The 17,865-nt window shown below is 68.8% G+C and carries 18 protein-coding genes and 1 tRNA gene; 6 read left to right on the top strand and 13 right to left on the bottom strand.

Annotated features, from left to right (window positions below; translation table 11 throughout):
* Positions 1 to 21: 21 nt before the first annotated feature.
* The 7 genes from VHC63_17945 to VHC63_17975 all read right to left on the bottom strand — a co-directional run bounded on the left by VHC63_17945 (position 22) and on the right by VHC63_17975 (position 6,371).
* Positions 22 to 1,245: a hypothetical protein gene (locus VHC63_17945; GenBank protein ID HVV38498.1), complete on the bottom strand. Its 1,224-nt coding sequence runs from the start codon at positions 1,243 to 1,245 to the stop codon at positions 22 to 24.
* A gap of 5 nt (positions 1,246 to 1,250) precedes the next feature.
* Positions 1,251 to 2,363, bottom strand: coding sequence for a cysteine--tRNA ligase (cysS, locus tag VHC63_17950; protein HVV38499.1), 1,113 nt, complete (start codon positions 2,361 to 2,363; stop codon positions 1,251 to 1,253).
* A 12-nt stretch (positions 2,364 to 2,375) separates the two neighbouring features.
* Entirely contained in the window at positions 2,376 to 3,032 is a 657-nt protein-coding gene (gene npdG / locus VHC63_17955) for an NADPH-dependent F420 reductase (GenBank protein HVV38500.1), read from the bottom strand.
* Positions 3,033 to 3,065: 33 nt separating this feature from the next.
* Positions 3,066 to 3,569 carry a flavin reductase family protein gene (locus VHC63_17960; protein HVV38501.1) on the bottom strand — a complete coding sequence of 168 codons (504 nt, stop codon included), beginning with the start codon at positions 3,567 to 3,569 and terminating at the stop codon, positions 3,066 to 3,068.
* Between the two features lie 10 nt (positions 3,570 to 3,579).
* A complete protein-coding gene (locus tag VHC63_17965; protein ID HVV38502.1) occupies positions 3,580 to 3,933 on the bottom strand; it encodes a DUF6285 domain-containing protein in 354 nt (117 codons plus the stop codon).
* Positions 3,930 to 4,880: a phosphotransferase family protein gene (locus VHC63_17970; GenBank protein ID HVV38503.1), complete on the bottom strand. Its 951-nt coding sequence runs from the start codon at positions 4,878 to 4,880 to the stop codon at positions 3,930 to 3,932. Before VHC63_17970 ends, VHC63_17965 begins: the two co-directional genes overlap by 4 nt.
* A gap of 72 nt (positions 4,881 to 4,952) precedes the next feature.
* Positions 4,953 to 6,371, bottom strand: a complete 1,419-nt coding sequence (locus VHC63_17975) for an aldehyde dehydrogenase family protein (protein ID HVV38504.1) — start codon at positions 6,369 to 6,371, stop codon at positions 4,953 to 4,955.
* Positions 6,372 to 6,427: 56 nt separating this feature from the next.
* Between VHC63_17975 and VHC63_17980 the strand changes: the two genes are divergently transcribed.
* The 3 genes from VHC63_17980 (at position 6,428) to VHC63_17990 (ending at position 9,755) form a co-directional block, all read left to right on the top strand.
* A complete protein-coding gene (locus VHC63_17980; protein HVV38505.1) occupies positions 6,428 to 6,649 on the top strand; it encodes a 2TM domain-containing protein in 222 nt (73 codons plus the stop codon).
* 1 nt (position 6,650) lies between these two features.
* Positions 6,651 to 9,662, top strand: coding sequence for a tetratricopeptide repeat protein (locus VHC63_17985; GenBank protein ID HVV38506.1), 3,012 nt, complete (start codon positions 6,651 to 6,653; stop codon positions 9,660 to 9,662).
* A 19-nt stretch (positions 9,663 to 9,681) separates the two neighbouring features.
* Positions 9,682 to 9,755 (top strand) — tRNA-Val (locus VHC63_17990).
* Here the strand turns inward: VHC63_17990 and VHC63_17995 are convergent.
* Complete coding sequence (locus tag VHC63_17995; protein HVV38507.1) at positions 9,756 to 12,014, bottom strand: hypothetical protein; 2,259 nt, start codon at positions 12,012 to 12,014, stop codon at positions 9,756 to 9,758. It abuts the tRNA gene before it with no gap.
* Between the two features lie 46 nt (positions 12,015 to 12,060).
* On the bottom strand, positions 12,061 to 12,510 hold the full coding sequence (locus VHC63_18000; GenBank protein HVV38508.1) for a hypothetical protein: 450 nt from the start codon (positions 12,508 to 12,510) through the stop codon (positions 12,061 to 12,063).
* Between the two features lie 102 nt (positions 12,511 to 12,612).
* Between VHC63_18000 and VHC63_18005 the strand changes: the two genes are divergently transcribed.
* Positions 12,613 to 13,224 (top strand): zinc ribbon domain-containing protein, encoded by a 612-nt coding sequence (locus tag VHC63_18005; GenBank protein HVV38509.1) that lies wholly within the window; start codon positions 12,613 to 12,615, stop codon positions 13,222 to 13,224.
* Between the two features lie 13 nt (positions 13,225 to 13,237).
* On the opposite strand, the gene VHC63_18010 is transcribed toward VHC63_18005, so the two are convergent.
* On the bottom strand, positions 13,238 to 13,783 hold the full coding sequence (locus VHC63_18010) for a response regulator (GenBank protein HVV38510.1): 546 nt from the start codon (positions 13,781 to 13,783) through the stop codon (positions 13,238 to 13,240).
* Positions 13,784 to 13,823: 40 nt separating this feature from the next.
* Positions 13,824 to 14,486 (bottom strand): TMEM175 family protein, encoded by a 663-nt coding sequence (locus VHC63_18015; GenBank protein ID HVV38511.1) that lies wholly within the window; start codon positions 14,484 to 14,486, stop codon positions 13,824 to 13,826.
* Positions 14,487 to 14,516: 30 nt separating this feature from the next.
* Here VHC63_18015 and VHC63_18020 point away from each other — a divergent pair, with 30 nt between their 5' ends.
* On the top strand, positions 14,517 to 15,548 hold the full coding sequence (locus VHC63_18020) for a glycosyltransferase family 4 protein (protein ID HVV38512.1): 1,032 nt from the start codon (positions 14,517 to 14,519) through the stop codon (positions 15,546 to 15,548).
* Positions 15,545 to 16,330, top strand: a complete 786-nt coding sequence (locus VHC63_18025; GenBank protein ID HVV38513.1) for a VOC family protein — start codon at positions 15,545 to 15,547, stop codon at positions 16,328 to 16,330. Before VHC63_18020 ends, VHC63_18025 begins: the two co-directional genes overlap by 4 nt.
* Here VHC63_18025 and VHC63_18030 read toward each other — a convergent pair.
* Together VHC63_18030 and VHC63_18035 are read right to left on the bottom strand one after the other, a co-directional pair.
* Complete coding sequence (locus VHC63_18030) at positions 16,304 to 17,167, bottom strand: mechanosensitive ion channel domain-containing protein (GenBank protein ID HVV38514.1); 864 nt, start codon at positions 17,165 to 17,167, stop codon at positions 16,304 to 16,306. The genes VHC63_18025 and VHC63_18030 overlap by 27 nt on opposite strands.
* Positions 17,164 to 17,817: a GNAT family protein gene (locus tag VHC63_18035; protein ID HVV38515.1), complete on the bottom strand. Its 654-nt coding sequence runs from the start codon at positions 17,815 to 17,817 to the stop codon at positions 17,164 to 17,166. Before VHC63_18035 ends, VHC63_18030 begins: the two co-directional genes overlap by 4 nt.
* Positions 17,818 to 17,865: the final 48 nt, after the last annotated feature.

Genomic DNA, 17,865 nt, shown 5'->3' on the forward strand with positions numbered 1-17,865 from the left:
AGAATCGATTACGCGCCGGCGCTAGCGCCCACCGACCCAGTCGTTCTCGAGACCGGCGAGGCCGCCGCTGACACCGACGTGGGTCAGCTCCTGGTCGACGACGTAGGACTGCGCCCCAGGGCGCACCTTGTCCTTACCGAGCCCGACGAACAGGTCGAAGGGCGAGTTCGCGCCGGCGACGCGCGACAGCGTGGCGATCAGCGACTGGGCGTCCCTGTACGCCTGGACGATCTGGCCTTGCGTGCCCGCGCCGAACTGGTCGTCGCGTGGCGCGTGATCGCCGGCACCCGGCGAGCGTGGGTCGCGGCTCTGCGGCCCGCCGCGGATCCATTCCGCCAATCCCTCGTGGACCCACGAGGGGATGAAACTGCTGGCATAGGCCGAGCCGGCGGCGTGGGTGAACTCATGGACCAGCGTCTCGGTCTGGTCACCCGCCGGGTAACGCGACAGGTTGCGATCCTGCACGTACAGCCGCGGCACCGTGCCAGCGAGCGTGTCGGGGTTGTAGCCGTAGGCCACGAAGGCCACGAACTTGGTGACGTCGACGCTCGCTTGGATCAGATCGCTCAACTCGTCGGGGCTGCTCGGCACGAATCCGACGAGCTTCTCCGACCACGGCAGCTGCCAGCGACCTTTGAGAGTCGTCAAGGCGTTCTCGGCCAGGCCGAGCAGATCGCGGGCGCGCGCCGCCTGGTCTGGATGCGCGATCAGCTGGAAGTGGTCACTCTGCTCGACGACGACGGGGCTGGTGTCCCACATCGAGACGTTCGTCTCGAGGCCGAGGTCGGCGACGTCGTCGTCGCCGCCGACGTACCAGTGCGTGCCGCGCTTGACGAAGGTCCAGAACAGCGAGTCGAGCGAGGAGCGGGCGTCGTAGGTGAATCGGAGCGCCCGGGTCGTCGCCACGAGCGCGACCGGAGCGTTGGCGTACTTGCTGGGGTCGACGCCGCGCGTGAGGTCGACCCCCTTTGCGTCGATGGAGTAGTTGATGCGGGCGACGGGCAACGACGCCAGCCCGTCGAACGACTTGAGCTGCGCGTCGCGGAACGTCGCCGGTGCTTGCGGGTCGATGGTGGCGGCGTAGGCGTCACGGTTCTTGTCGCGCTGCGCGTCGCTGCGCGCCTTGAGCACGGCGCGCAGTGCGCTCAGCGGCAGCGTTGACGATTGCTTGGCGCGCGTAACGGGCGTGCCGACCCACACCAACGCCAGCGCGGCGACGACGAGGACCAGCGCGGCGCGGCGCATGCGCGCTACAGGGAAACGCCGAGCAACGCCGCCGCAGCGGATACGCCGTGGCCGGCCTTGGCGGCCGCGTCGACCGCCGCGATCGCGCCGGGAGTGTCGAGGTCGTCGTCGAGGCAGGCGCGCACGTCGTCGAGCGCGGCGTCACCCGGACCCGCGGTCGCCCATGCGGCGAGGCGCGCCGCGTTGTCCGGCATCAGTTGGTCGTGCCAGTCCCATCCCGGGCGGTAGTGATTCGACAGGCACGCCAGCCGGATCGCCCGCGGGTCCCACTCCTTGCACAGGTGCTCGGCGAACACGAGGTTGCCCAGCGACTTGCTCATCTTCTCGCCGTCGAGGCGAACCATGCCCTGGTGCATCCAGTGACGCACGAACGGCGCACCGGTGGCCGCTTCGGACTGCGCCGCCTCACACTCGTGGTGCGGGAAGATCAAATCGCCGCCGCCGCCGTGCAGGTCGATCGTCTCGCCGAGTTCTCGCATGGCCAGCGCCGAGCATTCGATGTGCCACCCCGGCCGGCCACGACCCCACAGCGACTCCCACCACGGCTCCCCCTCGGCCGACGGCTGCCACAGCACGAAGTCGAGCGGGTCTTTCTTGTTCGGGTCGTCGACGTTGCCGCCGCGTTCGCGGGCGTACTCCAGCATCTGCTCGCGCGAATAGTGGCTCACCTCGCCGAATCGGGGCCACGACTCGACCGAGAAGTACACCGCCCCGCCCGCCTGATACGCGTGGCCCGACTCGAGCACCATGCCGATGAACCCGAGGATGTCGGGGATGGCCGAGGTGGCGCGCGGCTCGGAGAAACACGGCACCACGTCGAGCGCGGTCATCGCCGCGTCGAACTTCGCCATCTCTTCAGCCGCCAGGTCGAGGTAGTACACGCCGACCTCGCGCGCCTTGCGCAGGATGTCGTCGTCGACGTCGGTGACGTTGCGCACGCACTGCGTCTCGTGGCCCATGTCGCGCAGGCGCCGCTGCAACACGTCGTAGGTGAGGTAGGTGGCAACGTGGCCGATGTGGGCGGAGTCGTACGGCGTGATGCCGCACGTGTACATCTTGACGGTCGGCCCCGGCTCGAACGGCACCACCGCCTGGCGGGCGGTGTCGTAGAGCTTCATCGACACGACGGGTTACGCGTTGATGCCGGTGACGCGCACCGCAGTACGCGTCTTGTAACGAACGTTGAGCTGCAGGATGACGGCGGCGAACGACTCGATCGGTGCCGCGTTCGAGAGCTTGCCGGCGTCGAGGGCGCGGCAGCCCGGGATCAGCGCCACGATCTCGCTCGTCGTGGCGGTGGCCTCAGGATGATCGGAGCAGATCAGCACGTCGCTCTCGACGGGGTGCTCGATGTCGGCGAGCTCGCGCGCCGGCAGGTGGTGGAACGCGGCGGCAACCTGGGACGCCGGCAGGATCGCCTGGACCGACGCGGCCACCGAACCGCGCGGCGGAATCAGCGGTTGGAACTCGTCGCCGACCTTGGCGAGGGCGTTCGCCATCGAGATGACGACCTTGCCCGCGAGCTGCGGGGCGACGCTCTTGGCCGTGGCCGCCGCGGCGTCCCACGGCGTGGCCAACACCACGACGTCGGCCGACGCGGCGCGCTTGTTGTCGCCGGCGTCGAGGAGGAAGGTGCGATCCGGATACCGGGCGCACAGCGCCTCGACCGTCTCCTGCGCACGATCCTTCGTGCGCGAACCAACCGTCACCTCGAAGCCCACCGACGCGAGTCGGATGGCCAACCCCTTACCAGCCGGCCCCGTTCCACCAAGAACACCTACGTGCATCCGCTCAGCCTGCCAGATAACGCGACGGTCGGCTCACTCGCGCGGTGGATGACCCGCTTCGATGTCGGTCACGTCGCCCGACTGGAGGTTGGCGGGGCGCGCCTCCTGGACGGCGACGGGCTCGAGCACGTGCCCGACGTGATCGCCGAGCTCGACGCGTTCGATGATCCGCCCCACGAACCACGCGTCGACGGCGTCGAGAATCGGCATCGCGCTCGGACCGGTGTGCCAGGCACAGCGGACGAACTTGTCGACCTCGTCGCCCGTCTCGCCGCCGAAGAGGTCGGCGAGTTCCTTGTCGTCCTTGCCGATCACGTGGACGGCGAGGTGGGACGCGCCACGCGCCACTCGGTAGGTGTGGTTCTTGACCGAGAGCCCGGCGAGAAAGCGCGGTGGCTCGATGCTGCACTGCGTGGCGAACCCGATGAGACATCCGCCGCGCTGGCCGTCAGCGTCGGCGGTCGTGACGATGAACATGGGGTACTCCATGGCCGCCGCCAGGCGGTTGAACTTTTCGATGGTCTCGGCGTCGCTCACGCCCGATGGGTTACCCGTTGGCGTAGTCGGGATGCGCGACGGCCAGCTTGTCGGCGACCGTGGCGCGCACGACGGCTACGACCTCGTCGAGGCGGTCGTCGAGCGTCCCTGCCGCGATGGCGGCGCACAGTTCGGCTTCCGATGCCACCCCGAGCGTGGCGAGTCGCGACGCGTGCGCATCCGCCTGTTGCTCCCCGAGCGCCAGCTCGCGCTCGACCATCTTCAGCACGTTGACCGCCACGCGCGCGTGGAACTGCACCCGACCCTGCGTGTTGGTCATCACGTCGCGCTCGAGGTACTCGCGCACGGCTTCGACCAGTTCACCCGCGGTCGGAACGTCATGCGGATTGCCATCGCTTCTCATGAATGCCAGCCCGCCTGCGCGAAGTTGCCCAGCAAGTCCCACTCCGTTTCACACACGCGGCGACCGATCGCCGCCAGCTCCACCGAACGCACGGCGCCGCTGCGGTGGGTGTTCGCCTGCGCGATGCAGATCACGCCCCACGACAGGTTCGCCGCGGCCTCCCACCAGTTGAGCGCGGCGCGGTCGACCGTCTCGCCCGACGCCAACTCGTAACCCGCGATGAGGTCGTCGTAGGTGCCGAAGCCGCCGACGGGCAATTCGCCCCCGAAACGCCACGCGTTGGCGCACAGCCACCCGAGGTCCTCGATCGGATCGCCGATGTGGGTCAGTTCCCAGTCGAGCACGGCCCGCACGCCTTCGGGCCCGACGATGAGGTTGCCGTTGCGGAAGTCGCCGTGCACGATCGTGCGGCGAGTCGTCGACGGGCGACGCTCGCGCAGGAACTTCAACGCCAGCTCGAAAGTGGGGTGCGGTTGACCGAAGAGCTTGTAGACGTTGGCGTACTTCTCGAGCGGGTCGTCGTCGGGCAAACCCTCGACGACGTCGAGCGGGATCCGGTGGATGTTGGCCAGGATCTCGCCGCACTGGCGCGCCATGAGTGGACGGGCCGACGCATACTCGTCGTCGCGCAGGATACGCCGGGCGATCGTTTCGCCGTCGATGTGATTCATCACGATGTAGGGCGAGCCGACGCCGTCGCGGCCGTCGCCGTGGGCGATCACCTCGGGGACGGGAACGCCGACGCCCGCCGCGCCCCGGAGCAGCCCCGCCTCACGCGCCAGGCCGCCGGAGGCTGCGCCCGGAGGATCCATCCGCAGGATCAGTGCTCGCCCGTCGGCTTTGAACGACCACGTGGCGCGCGACGCGCCCCCCGACAGACGATGCAAGTCGTCGATCGCGTTCGCGTCAAGCACGACGCGCAGCGCATCGGCGAGTTCAGCAGTCACGCCCGCAGAACATAAAGGAATCGGTACGCGCTTCATGCCCTTGGAGGGCACAAAGCGCGTACCGATTCGGGGTTAGAGCTGGAGGCTCTTCACTTCGAGGAACTCTTCGAGGCCGAAGGTGCCGGCTTCGCGGCCGAGACCGGACTGCTTGTAGCCACCGAACGGGGCGTTCAGGTTGAACGAACCGCCGTTGACCTCGACCTGGCCGGTGCGCAGTTGGAGCGCCACCTGCTTGGCGTGCTCCTTGTCGCCCGACCACACACCGCCGGCGAGGCCGTAGATGGTGTCGTTGGCGATCTCGATCGCCTCTTCCTCGGTGTCGTAGGCGATGATCGACAGCACAGGGCCGAAGATCTCCTCCTGCGCGATCGTCATCTTGTTGTCGACGTTCGAGAACACCGTCGGCTTGACGTAGTAGCCCTTATCCAGGCCTTCGGGAGCCTCGGCGCCACCGGTAAGCAACGTCGCACCCTCCTCGATGCCCTTCTGGATGTAGCTGCGCACGCGCTCGCGCTGCGCCGCCGACACGAGCGGGCCGAGCTTGGCCTCGCCGCCGAAGGGATCGCCGACGGTGTAGGTCTCGGCCGCTTCCACGGCGATGCGCTCGACTTCGGCGAGCTTGTCGCGGGGCACGACCATGCGGGTGAGCGCCGAGCACGTCTGGCCGGAGTTGAGGAACGCCTTGCCCACGCCGTCGGTCACCGCCGTCTGCAGGTCGGCGTCGGGCAGGATCACGTTGGCCGACTTGCCGCCGAGCTCGAGGGCGACGCGGGCGACGCGCTGCGCGCACAGTTCGGCGACGCGCTTGCCGGCGCGAGTAGAGCCGGTGAACGACACCATGTCGACGTCGGGGTGCGACGCGATGGCTTCGCCGACGATCGGGCCGACGCCGGTCACGAGGTTGAACACGCCGGCGGGCAGGCCGACCTCGTCGATGATCTCGGCGAGGATGAATGCGTTGAGCGGCGCCACTTCGGACGGCTTGAGCACGACGGTGCAGCCCGCGGCGAGCGCCGGTGCGACCTTCAGCGTGATCTGGTGCAGCGGGTAGTTCCACGGCGTGATGGCGCCGACGACGCCGACGGGCTCGCGCACGACGAGCGAGTTACCGACCTGCGTCTCGAACTCGTAGCTGTCGAGCACGCCGGCGATCGAGCCCCAGTTGGCGGCGGGCAGGCCGGCCTGGATGAGCATGGCGAGGTTCAGCGGCATGCCGAGCTCACCGGCGACGACCTGGGCGATCTCACCCATGCGGGCGCCGAGGCCCTCGGCGATGCGCTGGATGTACTTGCCCCGCTCTTCTCGCGGCGTTGCCGCCCACGCCGGGAACGCGGCTTTGGCGGCCGCGACCGCCTTCTGTACGTCTTCGGGCGTCCCTTCCGGGATCGTTCCCATGACCTCTTCGGTCGAAGAGTTGATCACCGAGAGCGTCTGCGCACCCGTCGACGGCACCCAGGCGCCGTCGATATAGATCTTGTCGCGAACCTGCATTGCCGACTCCTTGTGTTTGCCTGTCGTAGCAACGTTACTTAAGTAAGTTGGGCGTCGTGCTGCCGGAGCCAGTGGAGCGGGGCGAGCGCCTCCAGCGCGTCGCCCGAACGGCCTTCATCGTGCACGCCCGCGCCTACGTCGTCGTCAACGCGTTCCTCGTGGCGGTGTGGGCACTCGCCGGCGGCGGCTACTTCTGGCCGGCCTGGGTCATCCTCGGTTGGGGCCTCGCGGTGGTGTTGCAGGCCATGGCGACGTTCACCCGATCGTCCAACGACTGACGTGTCCGACGCGCTCCCTGAGGGCGTCGTCACCTTTCTGTTCACCGACATCGAAGGCTCGACGCATCTCATCCAGAAACACGGCGACGCCTGGCCGGATCTGCTGACGACCCACTACGCACTCCTCGACGAACCCTTGACCCGCAACGGCGGCCGCCAGGTGGGCACCCGCGGCGACGCCGTATTCGTCGCTTTCGAGTCGGCCGACAACGCCCTCGCCGGTGCGCTCGAAGCCCAGGCGGCGGTGTCGAACTTCCCGTGGCCCGATCCCCCGCTGCGCGTGCGCATGGGGCTGCACACCGGCGAGGCCGTCGTGCGCAACGGCGACTACGTGGGCCTGGCGGTGCACGAGGCGGCGCGGATCTGTAGCGCTGGCCACGGCGGCCAGGTCTTGTGCTCGGCGTCGACGCTGCACTTCGCCGGTGGCCCACCCGAAGGCGCCACCCTCGTCGACCTCGGCCGTCATCGCCTGAAGGATCTGCCGTCGCCGACGCACCTGTGGCAACTCGGGCGCGCCGATCTGCGCGCCCACTTCCCCGGCGTGCGCGCCGACGCCGTCCCCGGCAACCTGCCCAAGCCGATCACCTCGTTCATCGGCCGCATGGACGAGCGCACCGATGCCGCCGAACGGATCCGCAGCGGCGCCAAGCTCGTCACCGTCACCGGCACCGGCGGCTCGGGCAAGACCCGGCTCGCCCTGCAGGTCGCTTCGGACGTCGTCGACGGATTCCCGCAGGGCGCCTGGCTCGTCGAACTCGCCGGGATCGCCGATCCCGACGACGTGCCCGACGCCGTCGCCAACGCCCTCGACCTGCTCGACCATCACGCGCCGACGAACGAGTCGCTCGCCGAAGCGCTCGCCAGCCGGCACTTGCTTCTTGTGCTCGACAACTGCGAGCACCAGCTCGCACCGGTCGCCGCGCTGGTGGAGCAGCTGTGCACCCACTGCCCGCAGCTCGTGGTGCTCGCCACCAGCCAGGAGGCCCTCGGCATCCCGGGTGAGAGCGTGCTGCCGATCGGCGCCATGGTCGACGCCGAAGCGTTGCAACTCTTCGCCGACCGCGCCGCCGAACGCCGGCCGGGCTTCGCCCTCACCGACGCCAACTTCGCCACGGTGTCGGCCATTTGCCGCCGCCTCGACGGCATCCCGCTCGCCATCGAACTCGCCGCCGGCCGCGTCGCCGCCCTGTCCGTCGACGAGATCAACGCCCGCCTCAACGACCAGTTCCGCTTGTTGACCGGCGGGTCACGCGCGGCGATGGCGCGCCAACAGACGCTGCGCGCCACCGTCGACTGGAGTTACAACCTGCTCGAGCCGATGGAGCAGACGCTGTTCGCCCGCCTGGCCGCGTTCTCCGGCAGCTGGAACCTCGACGCCGCAGTCGCGGTGTGCGCCTTCGGCGAGCTGTCGGAACTCGACGTGGTCGACGGCCTGGCCCGCCTCGTGGCCCGCAGCCTCGTCGTGGTGGAGGAACAGGACAACGCGTCGCGCTACCGCATGCTCGCCACCATCAAGCAGTACGCGCTCGAGCAGTTGAAGGACGGCAACGAACTTGTCACCGTGCGCGACCGCCACGCCACGTTCTTCCGCGCCCTGGCGCTGTCGGCCGACGCGGAGCTCACCGGCCTCAAGCAGTCCGAATGGTTGCGTCGCCTGGCGGTCGACGAGGCCAACGTGCGCGCCTGTCTCGACTGGCTCGGCGCCGCCGCGCTCGAGCCCGCGGTGGCGCTGTGGCGCTACTGGTTGGTGCGCGGCGACTGGGCCGGCGGCCGGCGCTGGATCGAGCAGGGCCTCGAACACATCGACGGCGTCGAGCCGCACCTCGTCGCCCGCGCCCTCGACGCCGCCGGCGCCCTCGCCACCGAGCAGGGCGACAACGAAGCGGCCGAGCGGTTCCTCAACGCCGCGCTCGTGCGCTGGCGCTCGCTCGACGACCCCGCCGGAACGGCCCGCACGCTGAACCACCTCGGCGCGCTGGCCCGCAACCGCTTCGCCTACGAAGAAGCGCGTGCGCTGCTCAACGAAGCGCTCGGCACCGCCACCGACGCCAACGACGACCGTCAGCGGGCGGTAGCGCTGCGCAACCTCGGGTTGCTGTCGTCGCAACAGAACGACCAGGAGACAGCGGGCCCGCTGTTCGAGGAGGCGCTGGAGCTGGCACGCGTCGAAGGCGACAAGCGCGTGATCGCCACCCTCACCCACCAGCTGTCCCGCGTCGCCTTCGACGACGGCAATCGTGGTCTGGCGCGCAGCTTGGCCGACGAAGGTCACGCCTTGGCGCGCGAACTCGGCGACGGCCGGATGCTCGCCGAGCACCTCACCGTGCTCGCCGGCCTCGCCACCGCCGACGGCGACGCCGCCGCCGCCAGCGCACGGCTCGAAGAAGCCTTGGCGCTGTGGCACCGCTTGGGATCTCCGAACGCCGTCGCCTGGCTGCACATGACCCTCGGTGAGATGGCGTTGACCGACGGCGACGCCGAATCGGCACGTCGTCACTTCGACCAGGCCGCCGATGCGTGGCGCCAGACCGGTGACGAGCCGGCGCTGGCTCGGGCCCTCAACCTCGCCGGCTGGTCTGCGCTCGAGGACGGTGACTACGCCATCGCCGAGGAGGTCCTTGACGAGGCCGTCGCCCGCGCGCGGGCGGTCGGCGACGAGGCGATGGTGTCGGGCACGCTGCACAGCCGGGGCGAGCTCGCCCGCCGCACCGGCGATCTGGAAGGCGCCCGGCACTACCTCGACGAAGCCCTCGTGCTCGCCCGCTCGTCGGGCTGGCGCAACCTCTTGTGGTGGCCGACGTGGAGTCTCGCGGCTGTCGCCCGGGCTGAGGGCCGTCTCGACGACGCCGAGGACTTGCTCGCCCAGGCCGAGGCGCTCTCGCCCAAGATCGGCCGCGCCCCCCGCCTCGCCGACTGCCGCGACGAGGCCGCCTTGATCGCCGAGGCGCGGGGCGACGCCGAAGCCGCCAGGACGCTGCGCGCCGAGGCCGAGAAACTCCGCGCGTCCGGATAACCTCTGTCCCCCGAACACCGGGCGTATGGCTCAGTTGGTTAGAGCGCAGCCTTCACACGGCTGAGGTCACAGGTTCGAGTCCTGTTACGCCCACTAACAGATGTAGCTGTCGACGATGTCGTCGTAGAACGGAATGCTGGAGTCGGTATCGACGTCGGTGTAGCCACCGCAGTTTCCGGGGTTGTCGATGGAGTCGATGCCGCGTACCCAGATGAGCCGGTCTGCCGCCCAGAACTCCTGCCCCGGCCGCCCGAAGGTGTACGTGTCGAAGATGCCGTTGAACGGGCGATGCGACGGCAGCCTCACCGTCGCCCGCAACGGCAGCTGGCGGGTGTCGACGAAGAAGAACGGATCGTCCACGTTGGTGCACGTCGGCTGGCCAACCGCGAACGGGAAGGGCGCCTCGTCGTCGTCGATGCACAGCAGTTGCTCACCGTCGGGCGTGACGGGGTACTGCCGCGGGTCATAACACTGGAAGGGACAGTCGAAGACGTGGCCGGCCGTGAGGTCGCTGCCGCCGTTGTGGAATTCGAAACGCTGGATGGAGAGATTGTCCACGTAGACGTAGGGCTCCGAGACTCCACCCGGTGGGATGGTGTCGATGTGCACCGAAGCGTCGTGGAGGGCGTTCGGGAACGACGCGAACACCGACAACCGGTCCGTCGGCCGGTTCAACAGGTCGTAGTCGCTGTTCTGGTGCTCGAGTGTGCGATTGACGTCGGTGTTGCAGTCGGGTCCGGCTTGGAAGCAGAGGTCACCCGGCGAGGTCAGTTCGGGTGTTGTCGCCGTCAACACCTTGGCCGCTGTGCCCACGCCGATCGGGATGCGAAGCGTGAGGCTCGGCCCGAGCGTTACCGGCGCATTGTGCTCTTCATGGACCCGCATGGCGCCGCTGGTGGGTGCGGTGTCGGTGGTGAGCGACACGTTGAGCGTCGACGGCACCTTCGTCATGGCGACGTTGACGGCTCCGTAGTCCTGGCGCGGATCGGGATCTCGTACCGGCGTGTCCGGATCGAGACGCAGGGCGAGTTGAAGTTGAGACAACACGGTGCTCGCCAGGTATTGGGGCGGCGCGCCGGGGACCGAATAGTGGACGCCTTGGGTCACGAATCGGCCGTCGACCGTCTGGTCGATCACGGCTCCGAGGACACCGCGCCCGTTGACGGTTGGCAGCCCGGAGACGAGCGCGTCGATGCTCCCGATCGTGTGCGCTGTGTGCACACCGCCAACCGTCACCGGCTTGCGGTTGCCGAGTTGCATGCCGTAGGTGGCGTTGGCGGGGACAACGTCGCTCAGGCTCACGTTGAACAGCGGCGTTGTCTTGGGCGCCGGCTTGGCGCAGAGCCCACCGAACCGGGCCTTGATCGGCGACAGGGTGCACACGGGCGTCTTGCCCAGCGACGAGGGCAGGCCACCGATGAGCTTGGACGGCACCCCGATCTGCGGCCGCGGGGTTCCGGCAGCGAGTTGATCGTCGCTCGTCGCCGGTGGCGGCTGCACGACGGTCGCATGCAACGAGAAGTTTGTCGGGGTACGAGCTGTGACCGTGAGGTCGCCGTCAGTGGCGCGGGTGGTGCGATCCGTGAACGAGAACACCGGATTGAGCCGGCCGGCGCCACCCAGGCAGCTCGTCTGCGACTCGAGGACACCGTCGAAGCCGTGGTCGGCGTTGTACACCGTCGCTTCGAAGATGCGCGGCACGGCCGCAGCGTCGCGGAACCCGAACGAGACGACGTTCGACGTGAACGGAATGTCCAGGAAGAGTTCGACGCCCGTGTGCGGCGCGGCAGAGCCGCGAGGATCACATGTCTCATCGGCGTGGAACACGTCCCTCAGAGGCTGCGTGAGCTGGGTCAGCAGTTCGTCGGCGTTGAAGTTCGCGCCGACGCCGCTCAGGGCCAGGTTCACGAGTCCCGTGAGTGCCGTGAGGCCGGCGGTGACGGCTTCGTCGAACGTGCACTGGTTGGCGCCACCGGGGGCGAACTTCAGGAGGCCGATTTGGAGGGGGAACACGGGAGGGATGGTCCCGGCGGCGAGCGCGGCGGGTGTGAGCACGACGCCGCCGCCGACGCCGAAGACGACGCACATGTCGTAGAGCGCTCGTCCTTGCGCGTCCCGGATCGTGAACACCGGATTCAGCAACAAATTGCCGTGCACCGGCGTGACGGTGGTTCCGTTGTCGACGTATGCCGTGAAGTCCAGTGGCAGTCCGGCGCTCGGCGGGACCGGGTCGACCGCGTAGTCGGCGGCCTGAGCCGGCGGGCTGGTGACACCGCTGAGGACGAGCCCCGCGAGCAACACGACGACCAACGCTCCTGCAATTCGCTTCCCCATCACGGCCCCCTTGTTCACTGGGAAGGACCGTATGGATGTCGCCTTGCCGCGACCTTGCCGCGGGCTACTTCACGGCTGCGGCGAAGTCGAAGGCTTGCTCGTGGAAGTCGTCGAAACCTTGCGCGGCGTTGGCCTCGGCGACGTCGTCGGCCGACATCGGATCGGCGCACAGCTCGACGATCGGCTCGGCGTCGGCCACCAGCGCCGCACCGACGCCCTTGGCGTGGTCGGCGTGCTGCACGGCTGACTCGAACCGCGGCTGGTCCCGGAAGACGGCCTTGCAGGCGGCGTCCAACCGCTCGGGGTCGCGTTGGTCGGGCAGGAACTCGATCTGGTAGTTGACGGCGTCGAGGTCGTCGCCGAAGTTGAACACGGCGTCGGCGGGGTCGCCGACCTTTGCCGCTGTTTTCACGGCCGGCCGGGCGGGTGAAGACGACGCCAGCGCCGTGCTAGTTCCGATGCCACCGAACGTGGTCGTGAGGACGACGGCGACGGCGACGGCTTGACGTCCCATGAGGCCACTCACTGTCTCCCAGCTGATGTTGCTCACGTCCGCCAACTACCCACAGTGGCGCGCGGCCACTCATATCAGCGGCTGTTCCGTCGATGGGTCGACATGATCCTTATCTGGGGCTTGCGCGTGCGCGCCAAGCAACTGGCGACGGGCACGTTCTGTTGCCCGTCGTGCGGCGTCGACCGCCGCTACAGCCACAAGCAGGCGCGGCGATGGTTCACCGCCTTCTTCATCCCGCTGATCCCGCTCAAGGTCGTCGGCGAGTACGTGCAGTGCACAACCTGCAACTCGACCTACAAGCCTTCAGTCCTGACCTTGCCGACGACCGAGTCGCTACGGACGAACCTCCTGCTCGCCATGCGCGAGGCGATCGTGACGGTGCTCGGCCGCACACCGACGCCGTCGGAGATGCACGAGGCGCTGCTGGTGCTGTCGGCGTTCGCCGACGCCGAATGGCACGAGGACGACCTCATCGACGACATCGCCCACCTCGACGTCTCAGGCCTGCAAGGTCACCTCGCCACCTTGAGCGACGGGCTCAACGAGCACGGCAAGGAGCGCATCGTCGCCGGCTGCGCCCGCGTCGCCTCGACGGGCGGCACCATCGACGCCGGCCACCGCGAGATCGTCTTACGGATCGCGTCCGACATCGGCATGACGCCGGCCCACGCCCGCGGTGTCATCGACGAGGTCATCGAACAGCAGCACGCTTGAAGCGCTGGACGACTCAGGGCTGCGGGTCGCGGCCTTCGAGGACGTCGCCGAGCTCGGCGGTCTTGTCCGCCAGCATGCGCTCCATGCGATCAGTGTGGGACCGGTGCTCGATCTCGCGGCACCGGCGCTGCCCGGCGTTGGCGACGGCCACGAGCACGTCCGTGTCCCGGAACGGCTTGACGACGTAGCCGTACGCGCCGCTGTCGAGTGCGAGCTGCGCGATCGCCGGCTCGTCGACGCCCGTCACCATGACCACGGCGAGATCGCGGTGCTTGGCGACCAGATCTGCCGCGAGTTCAAGGCCCGACTGGCCCGGCATCATCACGTCGACGAGCGCCAGCGCGAACTCGCGCTGCTCGAGCAGCGCCCGCGCCTGGGCGGCGTCGGTGGCGATCTCGCAGCGGTAGCCCTCGGGCGACAGGATGCTCTCGAGCACGGTGGCGACCACCGGATCGTCGTCGACGATGAGCGTGGCCGCCGTGTCGCCGAACAGCGGCGGCATCAAGCCAGGACGGAACCGCATTTCGCCATGGCGTCCGGCTCCCTCGGTGTCGCTCATGCGTTGCCTCCCCTCGCCCCGTGGCGATGGTATGCCCGATTCAGTCCTCTTGCGCGCACGGGAATTCGTCCATGCGCAGCGGCAACAAGGTTGCGGCGTAGCCCACCAGCAAGGGGACGAGCGCGACCCACGGCACCACGAAGGCCATCACCGTGGCGAGACCGAAGCCCACGAGCGCGGCCAGCATCAGGCGCGCCAGCCATTCGTAGTGGTCCTGGTGGTACTCGTCGATCATGAGGCCGACCTTCCACGCGTGCTGGGTCGCCGCCGCCAGCGTCACGGTCGACGCGAAGCCGAGTCCGGCCACGAGCGCCACGGCCACCTTGAGGTTGGCGTTGTCGCCGAACGAGTCGGCGAGGACGGCCGTCGAGAACGGGATCAGCGACACGAACGCCAACCCGATGCCGAGGCTCAGGATCATCCACTGGTTGATGCCGCGCAGCCGCGCCGACAGGCGGTGCGACACCGACCATCCGCCGAAGGTCTGCAGGAAGCCGATGGCGTAGGCGCCGAATTCGGGCAACTGCCGGCGCAGGACGTGGGCCAGTTGCCCGTGCGCGATGGCGCTTTTGTCGACGTGCAACTCGAGCACGAGCAGCGTTGTCGCGATGGCAAAAACACCGTCGACGAGCGCGAAGAACCGCGTCTTGGAGTGACGCTTGTGCCGAGAAGCCCGGAATGAGAACAACCGCGTATCCGCCACGAGCGCATTCTGCTGCCATCATCGGGGGTCATGCGGATCGCAGTCATCTCTCCCCCGTGGGCGCCCGTGCCCCCCAAGCTGTACGGGGGCATCGAATTGGTCGTCGACCGCCTGTGCGTGGGCTTCCAAGCGGCCGGTCACGAGGTGCTGCTCTACGCCACCGGCGACTCCACCTGTCCCGTCCCGACGCAGTGGGCGCTCGAGCAATCCGAGGGCCAGCGCATCGGCATGGCGGTACCCGAGCAGCGCCACGTCATCCACGCCTACGAGGCGATCGCCGAATGGGGCGCCGACGTCGTCCACGACCACAGCATCATCGGGCCGTTCCACGCGGCGGACCGCTACCCCGACCTGCCCGTCGCCACGACGATTCACGGCCCGTTCAACGAAGAGCTCACCGACCTCTACGAGCACCTGAACAAGGACGGCACGCCGATCATCGCGATCTCGCACGCGCAGGCCACCTCCGCGCCGACCGTCCAGGTCGAGCGCGTCATCCACCACGGCATCGACGCCGCTGACTTCCCCGTCGGAGCGGGCGATGGCGGCTATTTCCTCTTCCTCGGCCGCATGGCGGCTGACAAGGGGCCGCACCGCGCCATCGAGGCCGCCGAGCGAGCCGGGGTGCCGCTGCTCATGGCAGCCAAGATGCGCGAGGCATGGGAGATCCAGTTCTTCGAAGAGCACGTCAAGCCGCACCTGAGCGACACCATCCGCTACTTGGGTGAGGTCCCGCACGAGCAGAAGCTCGAGTTGCTCGCCGGCGCCACTGGTCTGCTGAATCCGATCCGCTGGAACGAGCCGTTCGGTCTCGTGATGATCGAAGCGCTCGCCTGCGGTACGCCGGTGCTGGCGTTTCCCGAAGGCGCGGCGCCCGAGATCGTCGAGGACGGCGTGACGGGCTTCCTGTGTAGCGACGAAGCCGACATGGCCCACAAGATCGAGCGGGCGGCCGACCTCGATCGTGGCGCGTGCCGCCGCGCCGTCGAGGAGTACTTCTCCACGACGCGCATGGTGAACGAGCACGTCGACTTGTTCACCACCATGCTCGAACGCGCATGAGCGACGGGCTGCCCGCCAAGCTCGACCACGTCGCGTTCGCCGCCGAGTCCTGGGACGAACTATGGCCGCGCTACCGCGGCGACCTCGGCGGCGTGTGGGTCTCCGGCGGCCCCACCGTCGGTTTCGCGTCGGCGCAGTTGCGCTACGCCAACGGGATGAAGATGGAAGCGCTGATGCCCGTCGACTGGGAGCGCAACGACTTCCTGCGCCGCTTCCTCGATCACCGCGGTCCCGGCGCCCACCACATGACGTTCAAGGTTCCCGACCTCAAGGGCGCGCTGGTCACGATCGAGGCCGCGGGCTATCACCCCGTCGGCGTCGACGTCTCGGATCCCGGGTGGATGGAAGCGTTCCTCCACCCGAAGGACGCACCCGGCGTGGTGATCCAGATCGCGCAGTCGGCCGGCGAGTGGGAATCGCCTGCGCCGGCGCACCTGCCGACGCCGCGCACCGAGCCCGCGACCCTCGACTACGTGGGCCACGTGGTCGGCGACGCCGACGACGCCGTGCGCCTCTATCGCGACTTGCTGTCAGGTGAGGAGACCGCCCGCGGTCACGACGACCTGCTCGACGCCGACTGGGTGGAGTACGCGTGGTCGACGGGTGGTGTCGTGCGGGTGTTCGTCACCGGCGCGTTCGCCCAGGGCGTGCACCACGTCGCCTTCACGACGGTCGACGCCGCCGCCGTGCGCGACGCGAAGCCGACCGGCGAGGGCCGCTACGAGATCGCGCCGGAGGCCAACCTCGGCGTGCGGCTACTTCTTCGCGACGCCGCCGCGTAGGCGGTCGAGGATTCGCAGCCGCAGCTCGCGGGCAACCGCGAATTGATCGCCGGCACTGGTGGTGGCGGTCACGCGCAAGACGGGACCCTCGGCCGGCAGGATCGTCTGGACGCCGAGCATCTGGGGCGCCTGCGTGATGCGGTCCGGCCACTCCTCGCCGAGTTTCGTCGCGACGTCGTTGACCGCAGCGAGGCTGGCCAGGACATCCGCGTCCTTGCCGATCGGGACGTCGACCACGGCGCGCGAGAAGTCCATCGACGCGTTGCCGACCCGTGCGATGCCGCCGTTGGGCATGAAGAACACCGTCCCGTCCGCGGCGCGCACGCGCGTCGTGCGCAGGTTCAGTTCCTCCACGACACCCACGACGTCGCCGCCGAGGTCGATCGTGTCGCCCACGCCGTACTGATCCTCGAGAAGGATGAACAGCCCCGAGAGGAAGTCGCGCACCAGGGCCTGCGCACCGAAGCCGATCGCCACGCCCGCGATGCCGGCGCCGGCGATGAGCGGAGCGAGGTTGAGACCGAGTTGGCCGAGCGCCATCAGGAAACCGAGCGCAAGGATGGCGCTGCGGGCCAGGCTGCCCACGACGTCGCCCACGGTGTCGGCGCGTTGCTCGGCGCGCGCCGAGCTCGCCCGCAGCGGCGAGCGGCGCTGGGCGGTGCCGATGACGCGCCGCAACGCGCGGGCGGTGAGGCGCGCCACGATGATCGCCAGCACGATGATGAGCGCGATCTTGAGCGGGCGCACCAACAGGAACTCGCCCGTCGACGCCTGGAACGTCGACAGGCCGAGCTTGCGCAGCAGTTCGTAGATGTAGCCGTGCGAGGCGTTCGTCACGCAATAAGCATGTCGCGACAGCCGTCGAGACCAACGATCTCGATGTCACTACGCCGCTGCGGCTCCCACTGCTCACGGGTGAGCAGGAGGTGGACGAGGCGGTCGGGTGTGTCGCGTCGCAGGCGGATTTCCGAGCCGTTCTCCGTGTAGCCGAGCGCCCGGGACACGCCGAGCGACGACGGATTGTCGTGCCACGCGCCGCTGATCGCGCGCGCAGCGTCGAGACCGGCGAAGAGGAAGTGCAGGATCGCGGCGCGCATCTCCTTACCGATCCCCTGGCCCTGGAAGTCGCGGCCGAGCCACGAGCCGGTCTCGGCCTGGCGGAGCTTGCCGAAGTTCGAGGCGGTGGCGCCTTGTGAACCGACGACGTCCCCGTCGACCAGGACCACGAAGTTCAGGTTCCAGCTGTCCGGCGTGTGCTCAACCCGGTTGCGCCACCAGTGCTTGAGCGAGTTGCGCTCGAATTCAGGCGACTTGGCGTCGGTCCACGGGAAGCCGAACGGCATCGTGGCCGGGTCGTGAATGCCCTTGCCGGCGAGCTCGACCGTGCGCAACACCAGGTCGTCGTCTGGGTACCGCAGCTCGACGCGCGGCGTTCGGATCGAAAGGTCGAATAGCGGCCAATACGTGGAAGCGGACGACTGCGCCATCACCCATTCTCACGCGTCATCGGATTTGCGGGCATCTGATTTACGATG

It is taken from the genome of Acidimicrobiales bacterium, from assembly GCA_035546775.1.
Taxonomy (GTDB): Bacteria; Actinomycetota; Acidimicrobiia; order Acidimicrobiales; family JACCXE01; genus JACCXE01.